General features: G+C 60.2%; 15 protein-coding genes. 6 read left to right on the forward strand and 9 right to left on the reverse strand.

The genetic code is table 11. The features are described from left to right. Positions 1-68: 68 nt before the first annotated feature. From NW845_RS07400 to NW845_RS07415, 4 genes are all read right to left on the reverse strand, one after another. A complete protein-coding gene (locus tag NW845_RS07400; RefSeq protein WP_414377854.1) occupies positions 69-482 on the reverse strand; it encodes a hypothetical protein in 414 nt (137 codons plus the stop codon). A gap of 71 nt (positions 483-553) precedes the next feature. Further along, positions 554-1,786 carry a response regulator gene (locus NW845_RS07405; protein ID WP_414377857.1) on the reverse strand — a complete coding sequence of 411 codons (1,233 nt, stop codon included), beginning with the start codon at positions 1,784-1,786 and terminating at the stop codon, positions 554-556. A gap of 332 nt (positions 1,787-2,118) precedes the next feature. After that, on the reverse strand, positions 2,119-2,871 hold the full coding sequence (locus tag NW845_RS07410) for an SIMPL domain-containing protein (RefSeq protein ID WP_414377860.1): 753 nt from the start codon (positions 2,869-2,871) through the stop codon (positions 2,119-2,121). 19 nt (positions 2,872-2,890) lie between these two features. Next, a complete protein-coding gene (locus NW845_RS07415) occupies positions 2,891-3,214 on the reverse strand; it encodes a hypothetical protein (RefSeq protein ID WP_414377863.1) in 324 nt (107 codons plus the stop codon). Between the two features lie 198 nt (positions 3,215-3,412). On the opposite strand from NW845_RS07415, the gene NW845_RS07420 reads away from it, so the two are divergent. Both NW845_RS07420 and NW845_RS07425 read left to right on the forward strand, forming a co-directional pair. Beyond that, a complete protein-coding gene (locus NW845_RS07420; protein ID WP_414365191.1) occupies positions 3,413-3,688 on the forward strand; it encodes a DUF4404 family protein in 276 nt (91 codons plus the stop codon). A 30-nt stretch (positions 3,689-3,718) separates the two neighbouring features. Further along, positions 3,719-4,186: a hypothetical protein gene (locus NW845_RS07425; RefSeq protein WP_414370809.1), complete on the forward strand. Its 468-nt coding sequence runs from the start codon at positions 3,719-3,721 to the stop codon at positions 4,184-4,186. Between the two features lie 26 nt (positions 4,187-4,212). On the opposite strand, the gene NW845_RS07430 is transcribed toward NW845_RS07425, so the two are convergent. Further along, on the reverse strand, positions 4,213-4,437 hold the full coding sequence (locus NW845_RS07430; protein WP_414365193.1) for a DUF2555 domain-containing protein: 225 nt from the start codon (positions 4,435-4,437) through the stop codon (positions 4,213-4,215). A gap of 112 nt (positions 4,438-4,549) precedes the next feature. Then, on the reverse strand, positions 4,550-4,900 hold the full coding sequence (locus tag NW845_RS07435; RefSeq protein ID WP_414377866.1) for a hypothetical protein: 351 nt from the start codon (positions 4,898-4,900) through the stop codon (positions 4,550-4,552). 227 nt (positions 4,901-5,127) lie between these two features. On the opposite strand from NW845_RS07435, the gene gltX reads away from it, so the two are divergent. Together gltX and NW845_RS07445 are read left to right on the forward strand one after the other, a co-directional pair. Beyond that, complete coding sequence (gltX, locus tag NW845_RS07440) at positions 5,128-6,567, forward strand: glutamate--tRNA ligase (RefSeq protein ID WP_414377869.1); 1,440 nt, start codon at positions 5,128-5,130, stop codon at positions 6,565-6,567. Between the two features lie 319 nt (positions 6,568-6,886). Then, positions 6,887-10,132, forward strand: coding sequence for a GAF domain-containing sensor histidine kinase (locus NW845_RS07445; RefSeq protein WP_414377872.1), 3,246 nt, complete (start codon positions 6,887-6,889; stop codon positions 10,130-10,132). Between the two features lie 91 nt (positions 10,133-10,223). On the opposite strand, the gene NW845_RS07450 is transcribed toward NW845_RS07445, so the two are convergent. Next, positions 10,224-10,868, reverse strand: a complete 645-nt coding sequence (locus NW845_RS07450; RefSeq protein WP_414370804.1) for a class I SAM-dependent methyltransferase — start codon at positions 10,866-10,868, stop codon at positions 10,224-10,226. Between the two features lie 118 nt (positions 10,869-10,986). On the opposite strand from NW845_RS07450, the gene NW845_RS07455 reads away from it, so the two are divergent. Further along, positions 10,987-11,202 (forward strand): hypothetical protein, encoded by a 216-nt coding sequence (locus tag NW845_RS07455; protein ID WP_414377873.1) that lies wholly within the window; start codon positions 10,987-10,989, stop codon positions 11,200-11,202. A 23-nt stretch (positions 11,203-11,225) separates the two neighbouring features. On the opposite strand, the gene NW845_RS07460 is transcribed toward NW845_RS07455, so the two are convergent. Both NW845_RS07460 and NW845_RS07465 read right to left on the reverse strand, forming a co-directional pair. Continuing rightward, on the reverse strand, positions 11,226-12,080 hold the full coding sequence (locus NW845_RS07460) for an ABC transporter permease (RefSeq protein WP_414377876.1): 855 nt from the start codon (positions 12,078-12,080) through the stop codon (positions 11,226-11,228). A 54-nt stretch (positions 12,081-12,134) separates the two neighbouring features. After that, complete coding sequence (locus NW845_RS07465; protein WP_414377879.1) at positions 12,135-13,151, reverse strand: ATP-binding cassette domain-containing protein; 1,017 nt, start codon at positions 13,149-13,151, stop codon at positions 12,135-12,137. A 242-nt stretch (positions 13,152-13,393) separates the two neighbouring features. Between NW845_RS07465 and NW845_RS07470 the strand changes: the two genes are divergently transcribed. Further along, positions 13,394-14,467, forward strand: coding sequence for a hypothetical protein (locus NW845_RS07470; RefSeq protein ID WP_414377881.1), 1,074 nt, complete (start codon positions 13,394-13,396; stop codon positions 14,465-14,467). Positions 14,468-14,507 lie beyond the last annotated feature (40 nt).

The following is a 14,507-nucleotide window of genomic DNA, read 5'->3' on the forward strand; positions in this document are numbered from 1 at the left end:
AATACATCCAGAATCAGTCAGAGGGTGCTATCCCTCCCCACCGTATAGACGGTGGGGAATTCCGCACCTTACGTTAAACTGCTCATCTCGCCCAGGATCTGGTAGACGCGGTCAAAGCTTTGGCGGGTGCGCTCTTCTTGATCTGGCTGGCGCACCTGCACCAGGTACAGGCTCATCTTGATGGTTTGCAACCGGTTTTTGCCCAGATCCTCCAGCATTTCCCGAATTTGCCCGATCGCCTCCTGCCGCACCCGGCGTTGCCGCCGCCGTAACAGCCAGAACAGAATGCCGTGGATAACTCCCACCACGGTGGCGCTGATCGCCGTTGCCGTCGCCACGGAAAGAGCGCTGCGGCTGGCCACCCAGCCGCTGAGTAGGATTACGCCTATCCCCACCGCCGTCAGGATCAGCTCGATGTTGTTGAGAAACCACCTTCTTGCTGGCTTCCAGATGGCGGATTGGCTCCGACTAGAATTGAACATGGCTGTTCTTCCCACCTCCCACCTGCCTATTCTGCTGCGGCCAGCCCACCGCCGGGTTCTGGGGATTGGACTTACCGGCGCAGTCGCCATCCTCCGCGGCCCAGTTGACGCTTCAGACGCCGCCGCGGTTTCCGCCGGCGGATCCCCAAGGGCTGCTGAGAGGGGGATTCAGCTTTAAACCGCTCAGCCCTAGGCTCCCGCACCCCTTGGCTGAGATCCTGGTTGTGTTGCCGCAACTCCTCGAGCTGCCTGAGGCGAGTTTCCAGCTCTTGGCGTAGCTCGGCATTCTCTTTTTCTAGATGTTGCAAACGCTTCAGCAGCTCTGAGGACGCCGTCCCGCTACTGCAATCGGAAACCGGGATGGGATGGGGTGCAGTCACCACCGAAGTGTGGACATTTTTGCTGTCTCGCAGGGCTTGGGCAGCCCGTCGCACCAGGGCCACCCCCTTGGGATCGTCCTTATCTGTGAGGGTGGCCGCCCCAAATTGAAGCTGCACCGGCAGCGCTCGCCCATTCACCACAAAGGGATCCTGGATCAACCGCTGGCAGCAGCGCTCGGCGGCAATCTGGGCAGCAGCCAGAGTGCTCCCCGGCAGCACCACAATAAACTGCCCCTCGTCGTAGCAAAAGAGGTCATCCCCCTCTCGCAAGTTGTGGGCCAAGCGATCCGTAAACAGCTTGAGAAGAGCAGCCCGACCGCCGGCCTCTAGGCCTTGCCCCAGAGCACTGAGGTTGGCCAAGCGCAGCACAAACAAACTGAGGGGATCTGATTGGGCACGGGCTTGGGCCACCCGCAACGGCAAGCGAGTAACCAAATCCTGCCGATTGCCCAAAGCAACCGAGCCAGAAGGAGATGAGACTTGTTTTTGTCCAGTCTGGAGCAGATATTGCTGGCGGCGGCTCTCTACAATGCGCAGCCCTGCCCGCACCCGCGTCAGCAGCTCTGCCGCCTGAAAGGGCTTGGAGAGGAACTCATCAGCTCCGGCTTCTAACGCCCGCTCCATGCTGTCGTTGCCCTCGCGGGCGGTCATGAGGATGTAGTACACCCAAGCATATTCGGGTGATTGCCGTAGCTGCCGGCATAGATCCAGGCCATTTAGATTGGGCATGACCCAGTCGGCGATGATGAGATCTGGGATCCGGCGGCGGATTTGCTCCAGGGCAGACAAGCCATCCAAAGCATAAGAAATACTACAGCCCTGCTTACCCAAAAAGTTGGACAACATCTCTGCCACCATGTAACTGTCATCCACGATCAGCACATGGGCCCGCAAGCTGCTGGCTCCGCCTTTGCTAGCGCCCAAGCCCGCCTGAGGGCCTTCAGACGTACCAGTGGCAGCAGCGTTCTCCAAATTGGGATCCACGGGTAAGCCAAAGCCAGATAACAAGGAAATCCGGGAAAGCAAACTTTCCCGTGTTTTCCATCGTTATTCTAGACGTAGGGATTGGCAGCCACTACCTAACTTTGCCGGGTTATTTTTTTGAGATTTTTGAAGTTTCGCAGTCATTCTAAACGCGAGGAAGATGCTTCTGGGCGTTCCCCGCTACTGCTCCTCACGCCCCCAGGGGGAATCCTCCTCTGCCCCAGGGAGAGGGAAGGCAGGGTTCGCCGTGACTTCATGGCCACCCCAGGAACCTAGAAACGAATCTCAAGCGTGACTTGGGCGCGCACGGCTTGTTGTCCTCCTTCCACCGGTGTGGAGGCTGCCTGTAGGCGAGCATGCTCCGCTCCACCCATGCCTGCTAGAGGAACTGGCGGCGCGATGGAGCCCTCGCTGTGAATTTGGATGCCCTCCACAGAACGAATGCTCAGGTTCAAGGCCCTCAACACATCGCTGGCTTGACGTTGGGCATCTTCCACGGCCTGGGTCAGGGCACGGCTGCGCGCCTGCAGCAATGTGGCCTCATCCGCTCGGAAGCTGACCGATTCCACCTGGGTAGCTCCGGCGGCCACGGCTTCATCCAGCACCTGTCCGGCTCGGGCTATGGGTACTTCAAATTGCAGGCTGTTTTGCCCCTGTACCCCGGTCAGGCGGGGTGGGCTCTGCTGGTAGTCGTATTGGGGATAGAGAGAAATGCCGGTGGTCTGCAGGGCGCTCACCTGCAGCTCTTTGAGGCGGTTCACCAGCCGCTCCGAGCGCTCGGCCACCTGCTGCTGTACCGCTTGGGCTGTCTCCCCTTGGAGCACCACCCCCAGCCGGATTACGGCAATGGAGGTTTCCACCGCAACAGATCCCTGGCCGGTTACCGTCAAGGTTCGGGATCCCTCACCGGGACTGGCCATTGCCCCGCCTCCAGCGATTGCGTTCCAACCCAACAGTGCCAGCGCCAGTACCACGCCCAGCCAGGCCACCCCCTTCAGCCTTTTCCACCCCTTGAGCCTGTCCATTACTTCCCCCTTTCAGTCGTTAACCCCAGCCTACTCCCACCGTTCCTCCACCTGATCTGACAAAAGCCCCAGCCACCAGTTCCCTAACCTCACCCAGCCGCTGCGTTCTTGCCCCCCCCGGATTGCGTATCCGCACATAAAACACGCGTTGATACTTGGAAGTGCTGCCGGAAAAAGGCCCCAGCCGCCAATACCGCGCCTCCTGGCTCAGAATGGAGTAGACATGCTTTGCCGCCCACCGCTGCAGCAGCTCCTGGCTGCGTCTTTGTTCCCAGACAAAAATTCCCAGGAACAGGGCAACGGCAACCACTGCCCCCAGCAGGGCCAATGCCAGCTTAGACATAGAGATAGACAGCAAGGCTATTGCCCATCGTATGGGAGTTGCTCCGAGGCTGGGATCCCCGGCTGCAAAAGTTAACCTTTGCGGCCTTAGCCGCTTCCAAAAGAGCGATCTCCGCTCCTGCCCACAGGACGTATGATTGAGTCAGCGTGGTCAAAACTCGATTTGTTGATTGAGTGAATTAATAAGGTCTTTTTGAGAATGGCTGCATCGAAACTGCGACAACTGCTGCACGACCTGGATGTTGAGTTGCAAAAAACCCCTGGCTTGGATGAAAAGCAGCGGCAGCACATCGCCACCATTCGCCAGGAGGTAGAGGCGGTGCTGGCCGAGCTGGGATCCCCAACCGAGAGCTCACGAAACCAAGGGCGGAAAGCTCGCATTGGGGAAGCGCTGGCCCTGTTTGAAACCTCCCACCCCAACCTCACCCTGATCCTGGAGCAAGTGATCGACACACTGGCAGGGATGGGTCTGTAGTTCCCCCAGTGGGTATCCGAGGGTTTCAGAATGAACAGCCAAGACCGCTTAGATCGAGCAGAACAACTCCTAGCCCAGGCAGCCGAGCAGATTGCGGCCAACAGCCGCGAGATCCAAGAGCTACGCCAGGCCATCCGAGAAAGCCACGCCGAGCTGAGCGAGCAAAACGCTGCTCGCAGTCGGGAAATCGAGCAGTTGCGCCAGGCCATCCGAGAAAGCCACGAGCAAAATATGGCCCAGGCGCAAGGTTTGAGAGACTTACAGGAAGTTGTCCGCGAGACCCGCTCAGATTTAGCACACTTGGCTGAATGGGCTGAGGAAGTAACTCAAGCTCTCATCACTCTTACTGCATTGCAACAAGAGCACGAACGCGCCATCCAGGCCATCAACCAGCGTCAGATCGAGAATGACCAGAGGTTTAACGTTCTCCTCGAAGAAGTGCGCTATCTTATTCGCAGACAAGGGTTAGATGGAAGTTCCTCTCCCCCTTCTACTTGAGGAGGGGGGATTCTTTCTGAGCCAATCTAGTCCTCATCCACTTCCCACTCCAACAAGTGGGCGTAGGGAGCCACCAGCTCCGGAGAGTAAAAAGCAATAGCCTGCAGCGTGTGCCAATCTTCCAGGCAGTCGAAGACGTTAGGGTACTCGTTGCGCTCCAGCCGCTCTGCAATGGCCGCCACATCGGCTGCAGTGAATTGGCGGGGATCCCTGCCCTTGGGGAGGGCCTCTACTTTGGATCGGGCAGACATAGGTAGCCTGAACACGCTACAAGCCGATCTTAGCCTCTCGGCCCGACGCCCCCTGGCCGAAAACGCGAATTTGTAGAGGTTCTACACAATGCAGGCTGGGCATCTGCCTTGCCTAGCGGAGGAGTTCAGAGTCCAAAACAGGCTCTGTCTGAGTCACGCGGTAATAGCCAGCCTGGGTGCGAACCGAAGCTTGATAAGGGCTGGGCAAATCCAGCGAGCGCAAGGGGGGGATGTTGGTGCGCTGGTTCAGCAAAGTGGTGAAGAAGGCAGTGGTTCGCCGGGCCTGGGAGCGCACCACTTCCTCAGGGAAAATGACTGGGTCGGCCTCCTTGCCCGTATCCAGCAAGATTTGATCTAGGGCTTCCCCCACCGGATAGGAGGGATAGGTGATTTGGGCAAAAGCCGATCCAACCGGGATCCCGCCGGCTAGACAGCCCAGAACAATTGCCAGGGTTAGACGCATGTGCTGTAGTTCCTCCTACGCTACAGTGGTTTGTTCCTCAACACCGGAGAAAGCAGAATCTGGGCGTTGCCCACCAACCTTGACCCCCAAGGAGCCTACCTCTTGACCAGCAGCTAAGGCGGATTCTACCCGAAAGACCTCGGTTGGCAACGGTTGCAGCCCCCAACATGACAAGGGATCCCCTTGCCGACTAGGATCAAGATGCTCTGCTTGGGATCCATAAGCCTGTGAGTGTTCGCGTTCGCCTTGCCCCCAGCCCAACCGGAAATTTGCACATTGGCACCGCCCGGACGGCAGTGTTTAACTGGCTCTATGCTCGCCGCCACGGTGGCCAGTTCATTTTGCGCATTGAAGACACCGACCGCGAGCGCTCTTCCCCCCGCTACACCCGCAACATCTTGGCAGGGCTAGCCTGGCTGGGACTGGATTGGGATGAGGGGCCCATCTACCAATCCAACCGCATTGCGCGCTACCAAGCGGTGGTGCAGCAGCTTTTGGACCAGGGGCTGGCCTACCGCTGCTATGTCAGCGAGGCGGAGCTGGAAGCAATGCGCGCCGCCCAGAAGGCCGCCGGCAAAGCCCCCCGCTACGACAACCGCCACCGTTTTCTCACCGAGGAACAGCGACGGGCCTACGAGGCCGAGGGGCGGCAGCCGGTGATCCGCTTCAAGATCGAGGAGCCGATGGAGGTGTCGTGGGTGGATCTCATCCGCGGCCCCATCACCTGGAACACCCAAGATTTGGGGGGGGACATGGTGATCGCCCGGGCGGATGGCTACCCTCTCTACAACTTGGCAGTGGTGGTCGACGACATCGACATGGGCATCACCCACGTCATCCGTGGCGAAGACCACATCGGCAACACCCCCAAGCAGATCTTGCTCTACCGCGCCCTGGGCCACGAGCCGCCGCAATTTGCCCATTCTCCCCTGATCCTGAATCCAGAAGGGAAGAAGCTCTCCAAGCGGGATGGGGCAACCTCGGTAACCGAGTTTCAGCAGATGGGCTTCTTGCCGGAAGCCCTCAACAATTACCTGGCTTTGTTGAGTTGGTCCCCCCCCGATGGGGAGGAGATTTTCTCGTTGGAAAAGGCAGCTACGATGTTTGACTTCGACCGGGTCAACCGGGCTGCCGCTCGTTTTGATTGGGACAAGCTCAACTGGATCAACAGCCAGTACATCAAGCAGCTCTCCCCGGCAGAATTGGTGGAGCGACTTACCCCCTTTTGGCAGGCGGCGGGGTTTGACCTGGGAGCGGTGCCGGATCCCACTTGGCTGGAAGATGTGGCCCGCCTAATCGCCGAGGGCATCGACCGCCTGACGGAGGCTCCTCCCCTCAGCCGTTTTTTGTTTCAAGAGCCCCTTAGCTACTCGTTGCCAGCTCTGGAACAGTTGCGCCTGCCGGGGGTGGCAGAAGCGATGGCTGCCATGGCTGCCACGTTGGCTGCTGCTGAGCTGCCCCAGCCAGTTTCTGCGGACAGCTTAAAACTGCTGGTGGAAGAGGTGGCCAAAAGCCAGGGGATGAAAAAGGGCCTGCTGCTAAAGAGCTTGCGGGCCGCCCTGACAGGGGAGCTGCAGGGGCCGGATTTGATGGCCTCTTTTGCGCTGCTGCAGCGGCGGGGTTGGGCTTTGGGGCGGCTGGAGGCGGTGCAGCGATTGGTTGCCTGACCTCAGGCTGTTGGAGTCTACTTTTTTTCTATTGCTTGCTGCTATGCCTTTGCAGGCTTTTGACACTCCCCCGACTTTAGTCGGGGAACTCTTGCGCAGTCCCCAGACAGACTCGCAAAGGCGCTGTCGAGACGCCCCTAGACGGCTCCTTGGAACCCAGTCTCAAGGTTCCGCTTACTTGTTGACTGACAGCACTGTCCGGGTCTTTCACCGGGGTGGGTGCTTGCTTAGGATAGAGCTATAACATTGGCGAGCGACTCAAGTTGCTCAAGGACTACGTCCCGCTAACGCGAACGGGCTTTTCCGCACCGTACTCCTCGTGCTAGCGGCGCGGAGCGCTGAGTACGGGGCTACCAAGCTACCCGGCTGTGTCGATCCGGATTCGACTTTGTTGATCCAGCTTCAGGCTGCCAACCAAATTGTTCAGGAACTGGTGCTGCTCTCTTCGCAAGAGTCTTCAGAAGCAGTAGAGCCGGAGGTGTGGGAGCAGGGCCTGCTCAAGTTGGCTCAAACCCTAGTGCAGCAGATGGTGAGCCGCCTGGGCGTGGCCTCCGCTCGCCTCTGGTTTTTCGACCTGCAAGAGGGTTGCTTTCGATCGGTGGCCCATGCTGGCCTGCTCAGCCCTGCTCACGCCCAAATTGAGCGAATCTACCCGGATGACAGCCCTATGGGGCGTGTGGTTCAGCAAGGATTGCCCCTCTTGAGCAACAACCCGGATCAAGAGGTCTGGATGCCTGCCCCGGAATGGGTGAAGGCTAATGGCCTGCGGGGCTTTGTCGCCTACCCGATTAACCGGGGGGAGGAGCGGCTGGGCGCTTTGGCTCTGCTGAGCTGGACACCCTTGGAGGCCAGCTTTATAGAAGTAGTGAAGTTTCTTTGTTCCTATACGGCCAGCGCCATTATCAACGCCAAGCTGCTGGAGCGCAGCCGCCGACAGGCGGTGCGGGAGGCGTTGCTCAACCGCATCACCAGCACCGTTCACCGCTTTCTGCAGTGGGATCAAATCGTCAGCACTGCGCTTGGGGAGCTGCAGCACGCTTTTCTATCGAAAGGGGTGAAGGGGCTGAGCCGCTGCTGTTTTTACAGTATCAACCCGGCTCAGGAGACGGTTCAGGTTACCCACGAGGCCCTAAGCCCTGGGCTGGCCCCGTCACTGGGGCAGGTTTACCGAACCCAAGATTTTGGCTCGCTGTGCGAGCGGTTACAGGAGGGACAGGTGGTGCAAATAGCCCTGCCTTTGCTGCCGGATCAGGAACATCTGTTGCCGCCGCAAGGGCTGGCCGCTTTCCATGCGCTACAGGCTCGCTCGGCGGTGCTGATCCCGTTGCAATCGGTGGGCTCAGCGGGAGCAGGGCTGGGGGAGGCCGGCGGCAGGGATCCGCAGACGGGCCGATCCGACCTGGCTGCTGCGCCAGGGGGGATGATCGGGCTGCTGGGGGTATACCTAACTACACCGCACCCCTGGCAGCCGGAGGAGATTGACCTGTTGCGCTCGGTGGCCTACCAACTGGCGATTGCCCTAACTCGTTCCAGCCTGTTTGAGCGGGCCCATCGGCAGGCGGAACGGCTGGCGCTGTTGCACTCGATCACAGCGGCAATTCGCTCCAGCCTGGAGCCCACCACTCTCTTCCACGCGATTACCCAGCAGATTGGTGCAGCTTTTCAGGCGGATGTGTGTATCTTGGCCCTTTGGCAGCCGGAACAGGAGCTGCTGCATCCTGTGGGCATCTATGCACCGGAGCTCACCCCTGCCGTGCGCGTAAGCGGGACGGAGCCCCTGCTGGATGCCCCGCTGACGGGATCCCTCCAGCAGCCCTGGGCGGAGCCGGGGATCCCGCTGGAATTGTCGGAAACGGTTCAGGCCAAGTTGCGCTTGGCAGCCAGCCTGTTGACCACCTTGAAGGAGCCGGTGGTGGTGCCGGAGCCGCAGAACCTCCAGTCTTGGGACAACCTGAAGCCGCAGCGGCAGGGAAGCGGGTTGTTGTGGGTGCCTTTGTTTGCCTCTGACCATCCGCAGCGACAACAGGAAGTGTTGGGGGGGATTGCTCTGCTGCGCTACCCTCGCGGCGGATCCCTGGCTCCTTCCCCCTGGCAGCCAGAGGATCTGGAGTTGGCGGAAGCCGTGGCTGAGCAGGCAGGGATCGCCCTCAAACAAGCGCAACTTTACGAGCAAACCCGCATCTCGGCCCAGCGGGAAAGCCTGTTGCGCCAGGTTGCCCAGCGCCTCAGCGGCACCTATGATCCCCACCAAGTGGTAGAGATTGCTCTGGAGGGCATGGCGGAAGCTTTGCAGGTCGATCACTGTACTTTGGTGGCGCCGCGGAGCGGCTATGGGCCGAGCGCTCAACAGCTTGCAGCCGCTCCACCCTCAGAACCCCTCGCCATTCTTCAGGAATACCGCCGTCAGCCGGGGATCCCCTGCCAGGTGGGGCAGACGTTGCCCCCTGAGCTGAGCCAGCTCATCGGGGTAAATTGCTACACCCATCTGGACACGCTGCTGATCCCCGATGTTCAAACCTTTCCGCTGCCTCCTCCCACCCGCCAGACGCTGTTGCAGAAGGGTATCCGCTCCCTACTGTGTGTACCCCTAGTTACCGATGCCAACCAGATCGCGGGTGTGCTCTGCGCCTCCATTCCGCCCCTGGCGACGGTAGGCCGGAAGCCTCCCGCTGCCGATACTGCCCCCGAAGCCGCCGGATTTTCCCCTGCAGATAGAGACTTGGTGGAAGCGCTGGCGGACATTGCGGCAGTGGCGCTACAGCGGGCCTCCTTCTACGAGCAGGTTCGCCGTCAAGAGGCAACGGCAGCAGCCTTGCAAGGACTGACCGAGGGGCGAGAGGCGGAAAGTCGTCGCCTGGCCGCCGATCTGCACGATCAGACCCTGGCGGATCTGGGAGCTCTGTCTCGTCAGATTCAGGAGCTCGCCAGCAATCCGACCCTCAGCCCTGCCGGTCAGGCTCAGCTACGCGCCATGAGCGTCCAACTGCAGGAGACCATGGCTGAGTTGCGGGGGATCGTCGAGGATCTGCAGCCGCTGGCCATGCGGGCTTTTAACCTGGGCCCGGCTCTGCGCAGCCTTCTAGAACGGGCGGCCCAGCGTTCTCCTCACCCGCTTCTCACCCGCTTCGACAACCGCGCTGATGACCTGCTCTCCCGTCTCAGCCCCGCCTGCCAAAGCAACATCTTTCGGATCGTACAGGAGGCGCTGAACAACATCGTCAAACACGCAGGGGCACGGCGCATCGACATCACTATTCAGCCCAAGATCCAGGCCGGTAGCGGAGCAGAGGAGCCTTCTGTCAATCCCAAAGCCCCCTACACTCACCTGGAGCTGAAGATCATCGACGATGGCCGGGGCATGCCGGAGTTCAACGGTGGGGTGGATCAGGAACCTGGCCACGGCCATGGATTGCTCAACATGCGCTACCGAGCCGAGTTAATTGGGGCAACCATCACCTGGCGCAACCGCCGCTTGGGTAGCGGCACAGTGGTGGAGCTGCAGATCCCTTTGCCGCCCCCTTCTGAAGTTGGCCCCAGGGATCCCTTCACCCCCGCTGTTCGGTAGGGAGCAACCTGCCTCCCAGGGCCGGGGAGCTGCAGCCGCATGCAGGTTGGAGTCCAGAAATCTAAGGGCGCCACACGCGAGATGGATGGCCTCATGCCTCGGTTCGCCGCCCAACCACGGCGTAGAAGGGATCCCCACCGGCCAAAAAGGCAAGCCAACCCAGGGGAGCAGGCCGCTGGATCACCTCGACGATCTCGAACCCCGGCACCGACTTAAAATAGCGCTTGACCAGCTCCACCCGCTCTGCTTCCGAGCTATCCCGCCAGGCCTGGATTGCCTTCTGGAAAAACATGCGGTTAGAGAAGCTGACAATGAAAAGGCCCTGGGGCCTGAGGATGCGATATACCTCGGCAAACACCTCTTCCGGCTGCTGCAGGTACTGCACTGAAACTGCGTTCAGCACCGCATCAAAAGTACAGTCCGGCAAAGGCAGGAGCGGGTTTTGGTTGAGGTTCTGGACGAAGAAATGGTTAAGGCGGGGATTGGCTGCCAGTTCCTCAGCATTCATCCCATGCCCTTCCACATGGGCAAAGTCTATCTCCGGCGGCAGGTGGGAAACCCAACTGCTCATTAGATCGAGAATGCGGGTCTGGGGCCGCAAATGCTCACGGTACAGATCGGTGAGCTGGCCGATAAAGCCGGCATCTACGTGGGTTACAAAGCGGGGATGGCTGTAAAAGAGGGCATCGTCACTGGGATCCAACTTGGAGCGCTGCCAATCTTCAAGAACGGCCATGGCAAAAATCCTTTGCAAAGCTTAATCAAAGCTAACATTCTGGAACTCCCTCACGGGGGGGCGGGCGTGATAGCGTAGCAGGGCAACAGTGGCAATTTTCGAGGGATCTCTTGCCGTGATGTCTGCGTCTTACGCTTCTTCGACAGCTCGCTCCTCTTCTGCCGCTGGCTTTGTCCTGCGCGACTATGTAACCGAACTCCAGCTCCACATGGCTCTACAGGCCCGCAGCCTCACCCCTCCTCTACATCTCTCGCCAGCAAAGGACAGCCCTGTAGCCCTGGTGCAGCAAGCACAGGCGGAGCTGGAGAAGTCCGTCTCCCGCCAGTGGCTTTGAGGGGCGCAGCCTGGGCAAAGTGCTCAGGCCAAACTCTTGCGCAGCACCCCCTGTACCAGCAGAACCGACACCACCACAAACCCCGTCAAGAGGCTCAGGGATCCCGCCAGAGTGAGATCGCCCCAGGGGGCCTGCAGCACCACATCGGCAAAACTCCAGGTGCTGCTGCGATAGACGTGGCGGATGGGCTCGATGGCAAAGGTGAGTGGGTTGAGGCTGGCCACCCAGCGCAGCCAGGTGGGCATAAAGCTGAGGGGAGCCAAAGCGGTGCTGGAGAAAATCAGGGGTAAATTGACCAAGAAGATAAAAGCCAGCAACTGCTGGTGCCCCGGCATGGCAAAGGCCAGGCCCAAGCTCAGGGCGGTGAAACCTAAGACCAACAGGCCCACGATCAGGGCCACCACCGCCAAGCCCCGCCCGTCCGGGATCCCGCCTCCGAGGGCATAGTCTGCCCCCACAATCACCGCCGTCTGCAGCAGCGCCAAGCTGACGATGAACAGGCTAGAGGCCAGCACGATGGAAAAGCGAGAGGTGAGGGGAGCCACCAGCAATCGGTTTAAAAATCCAAATTCCCGGTCGAAAATCACCGGCACGCCGGCATTCAAGGCCCCGCCAAAGGCCGTAAACACGATCACGCCTGCCCCCAAAAACTGGGTGTAGTTTTGTCCGGCCCCGAAAATGCCGGCAGGAGCATTCTGGAACAAGGCCCCGAACAAAATCAACCAAAGCAGCGGCTGGATGATGCCGACCAGCAGGGTTGTGGGGCGACGCTGCAGTTGGATAAACAAGCGGCGGGTAAGGGCAAAAGTCTCCTGCCAAAAGTCGGCTGTAAATAGAGGAATTGGGTTGGATGGGGTTGGGGAAGCAGCAGAGGTCATACCAAGGCTCCTGCAAAGTTTTGAATGAGGTAGGGATCGGGAATCAGGGAAAAACTACTTCTTTTTGCCCAGGTTGGCTTCGGCGGCAGCCAGCTCCGCATCCAGGAGCGTTTGCCCGGTTGCCGCCAAATACACGTCATCCAAGCTGGGACGGGATTGGGTGCTGCTGAAGATCTCCAGACCGTGGGCCTCGAGCTGGGCGCGGATCTGGCTGAGGGGATCCTCCCCATTGCGCCGCACCACCAAGTTGAGGGCGTTGCCCTGGGCGCTGTTGATCACCACTTTTTGGACAAAGGGCAGGGATCCCAGCAGTTCGGCCCCCCGCTGGGCCAGTTCTGGCGGCGCAAACTCCTGCAGCTTGAGGGTGATGCGCTCGCCGCCGACGCGGGCTTTTAGCTCTTCTGGGGTGCCTTCGGCAATCACCTTGCCGCGGTCGATGATGGCCACCCGGTCGGCCAACAGGTCGATCTCCTCCAGGTAATGGCTGCTGAGCACCACCGTAACCCCGGTGTTTTTAAGCTGGCGCAGAAAGTCCCAGATGGCCTGCCGGCTGGGAATGTCTAGGCCCACTGTGGGCTCGTCCAAAACCAACACCTGGGGCTGGTGGAGCAGTCCTGCCGCCAGATCTAGGCGTTTGCGCAAGCCGCCGGAGTAGGTGCCGATGCGTTGGTCGGCGCGGTCGGCCAGCCCCAGCAATTCCAGGACAGCAGCGATCCGCTCTTGGGCCAGAGGCCGCGGCAGGTGGTAGAGATCCGCCTGCAACTGCAACAATTCTCGCCCCGTCAGCACCTTATCCAAGGCCACCTCCTGGGCAACAAAGCCCAGCTTTTCGCGTACCGCCTTGGGATTTTCATTGACCGGGATCCCGCACACCTCGATCCGGCCTGCATCAGGGCGCAGCAGGGTGCACAGGCAGTGCAGAGTGGTGGTTTTGCCGGCGCCATTGGGGCCGAGAAGGCCATAGATCTGGCCGGGCTCTACTTGGAAGGAGACATCCGCCACCGCCACGGTGGATCCGTAGCGCTTCTGGAGTTGTTGAACCAAGACCGCAGGGGTATCTGACATGGGCATCCACCTTTCGCTCCCTCTAGGCTATCAAGCCGGCTCAGGAGAAAGGAGTAGCGATTCCCTCAATTCCTCCCTCCCTATCGCCGATCCCATGGCTCCCAACTCCATAGGGATGGTGGGATCCAGATCGAGGCTCAGGATATAGTGGTTCAGGCCATTGGGTTAGGTGCGGGCGGATCCCTGCCCATCTTGCCATTGAGTTCGGTTGGGCTAAACCGTCGCCAACGGTTGTGGAGAGGAGAGGAATGCTGAAGCCAAAGCTTGCCTGCCGGCCCCCCTTGCCAGCTTTCCCCAAAGGGGCCTCTGTCGCAACCCTTGTAACTTTGGTAACCTTTGCCCTTGGCCTGGTCGGCTGCGGCGAGGCAACAACCCCGCTTAGCCCGCTGGAAAATGCCTTTTTGCGGGCCGACGACTTTGCCATTACAGGGGGATCCCCGACAGCAGGCGGGGTGGGGCCCTACCTTCAGTTCAACCTGCGGCGGCAGCGGGACAACCAGATCTTGAATCGTCCTTTCAACGTCTATGTGGAGAATGCAGGGCTGGCAGAAGGGCAACCTCCTCTGGTCGATAACCAAAACCGCCCCCTCCTGCTGCAGCGCTCGGTGGCCTTTTTGGGCAATGGCCTCGATCTCAACCGGGATGGCCAGCCGGATGCGCCTCCCCCCGATCCCCCCAGCCTCACCAGTGGCCCCCTGCTGCCCTATGCACCGCCCAACAACTGGCAAAGCCGCGCCGTCCTCGCCTACGTCCCTGGGCAGGCCAGTATCCCCGGACGGGGCCCCGGCGACCGCTTTGGCCTCTACTTCTCCTCCATCCTGCCCTACAGGGGGCAGCTTCGCTTCCGCGCCCGCGACGAACTGGGGAATGCTCCTGCCCGCGTCTTTGAGGTTACCTACTCCCCAGCACCCCGGCGGGCCAATGTCACTGTTACCTTGGCCAACGTTAGCGCCAGCCCCCAAGAGCCGGTGCTCATTGCCATCTGCAACCAGTTGGGAGCTGCTGCCGTGGTGGGCCTGCGAAGCGGCACCTTTACCGAGCTGGTGGACCTTTTGCCAGCGCCTGACTTGCCGGTGGATCCCAGCTTGAGCGAGCCCATCCGCTACGTAGCCGAAGCCTATCAGTTCAACCGCGAGCGAACGGTTATCCGCGTCTCCCAGAATCCTGCCGATCCCAGCCGCATGAGCATTCCCCTTTTGGGATCCGAGGGCGCAAGCGGGCGGGCAGACCTGACGATGGTGAACGCCATGGGGGATCAGCTCACCTGCTTTAACGAGCAACTCTCTGAGCTGCGAAATACATTTTCCGACTTCTTCAGATAACAGTTAAATTGCTGGTTGCGGCAAGGAGAGGTGGGGCAAG

The sequence above is a fragment of the Synechococcus sp. H60.2 genome (assembly GCF_047462315.1).
GTDB lineage: Bacteria > Cyanobacteriota > Cyanobacteriia > Thermostichales > Thermostichaceae > Thermostichus.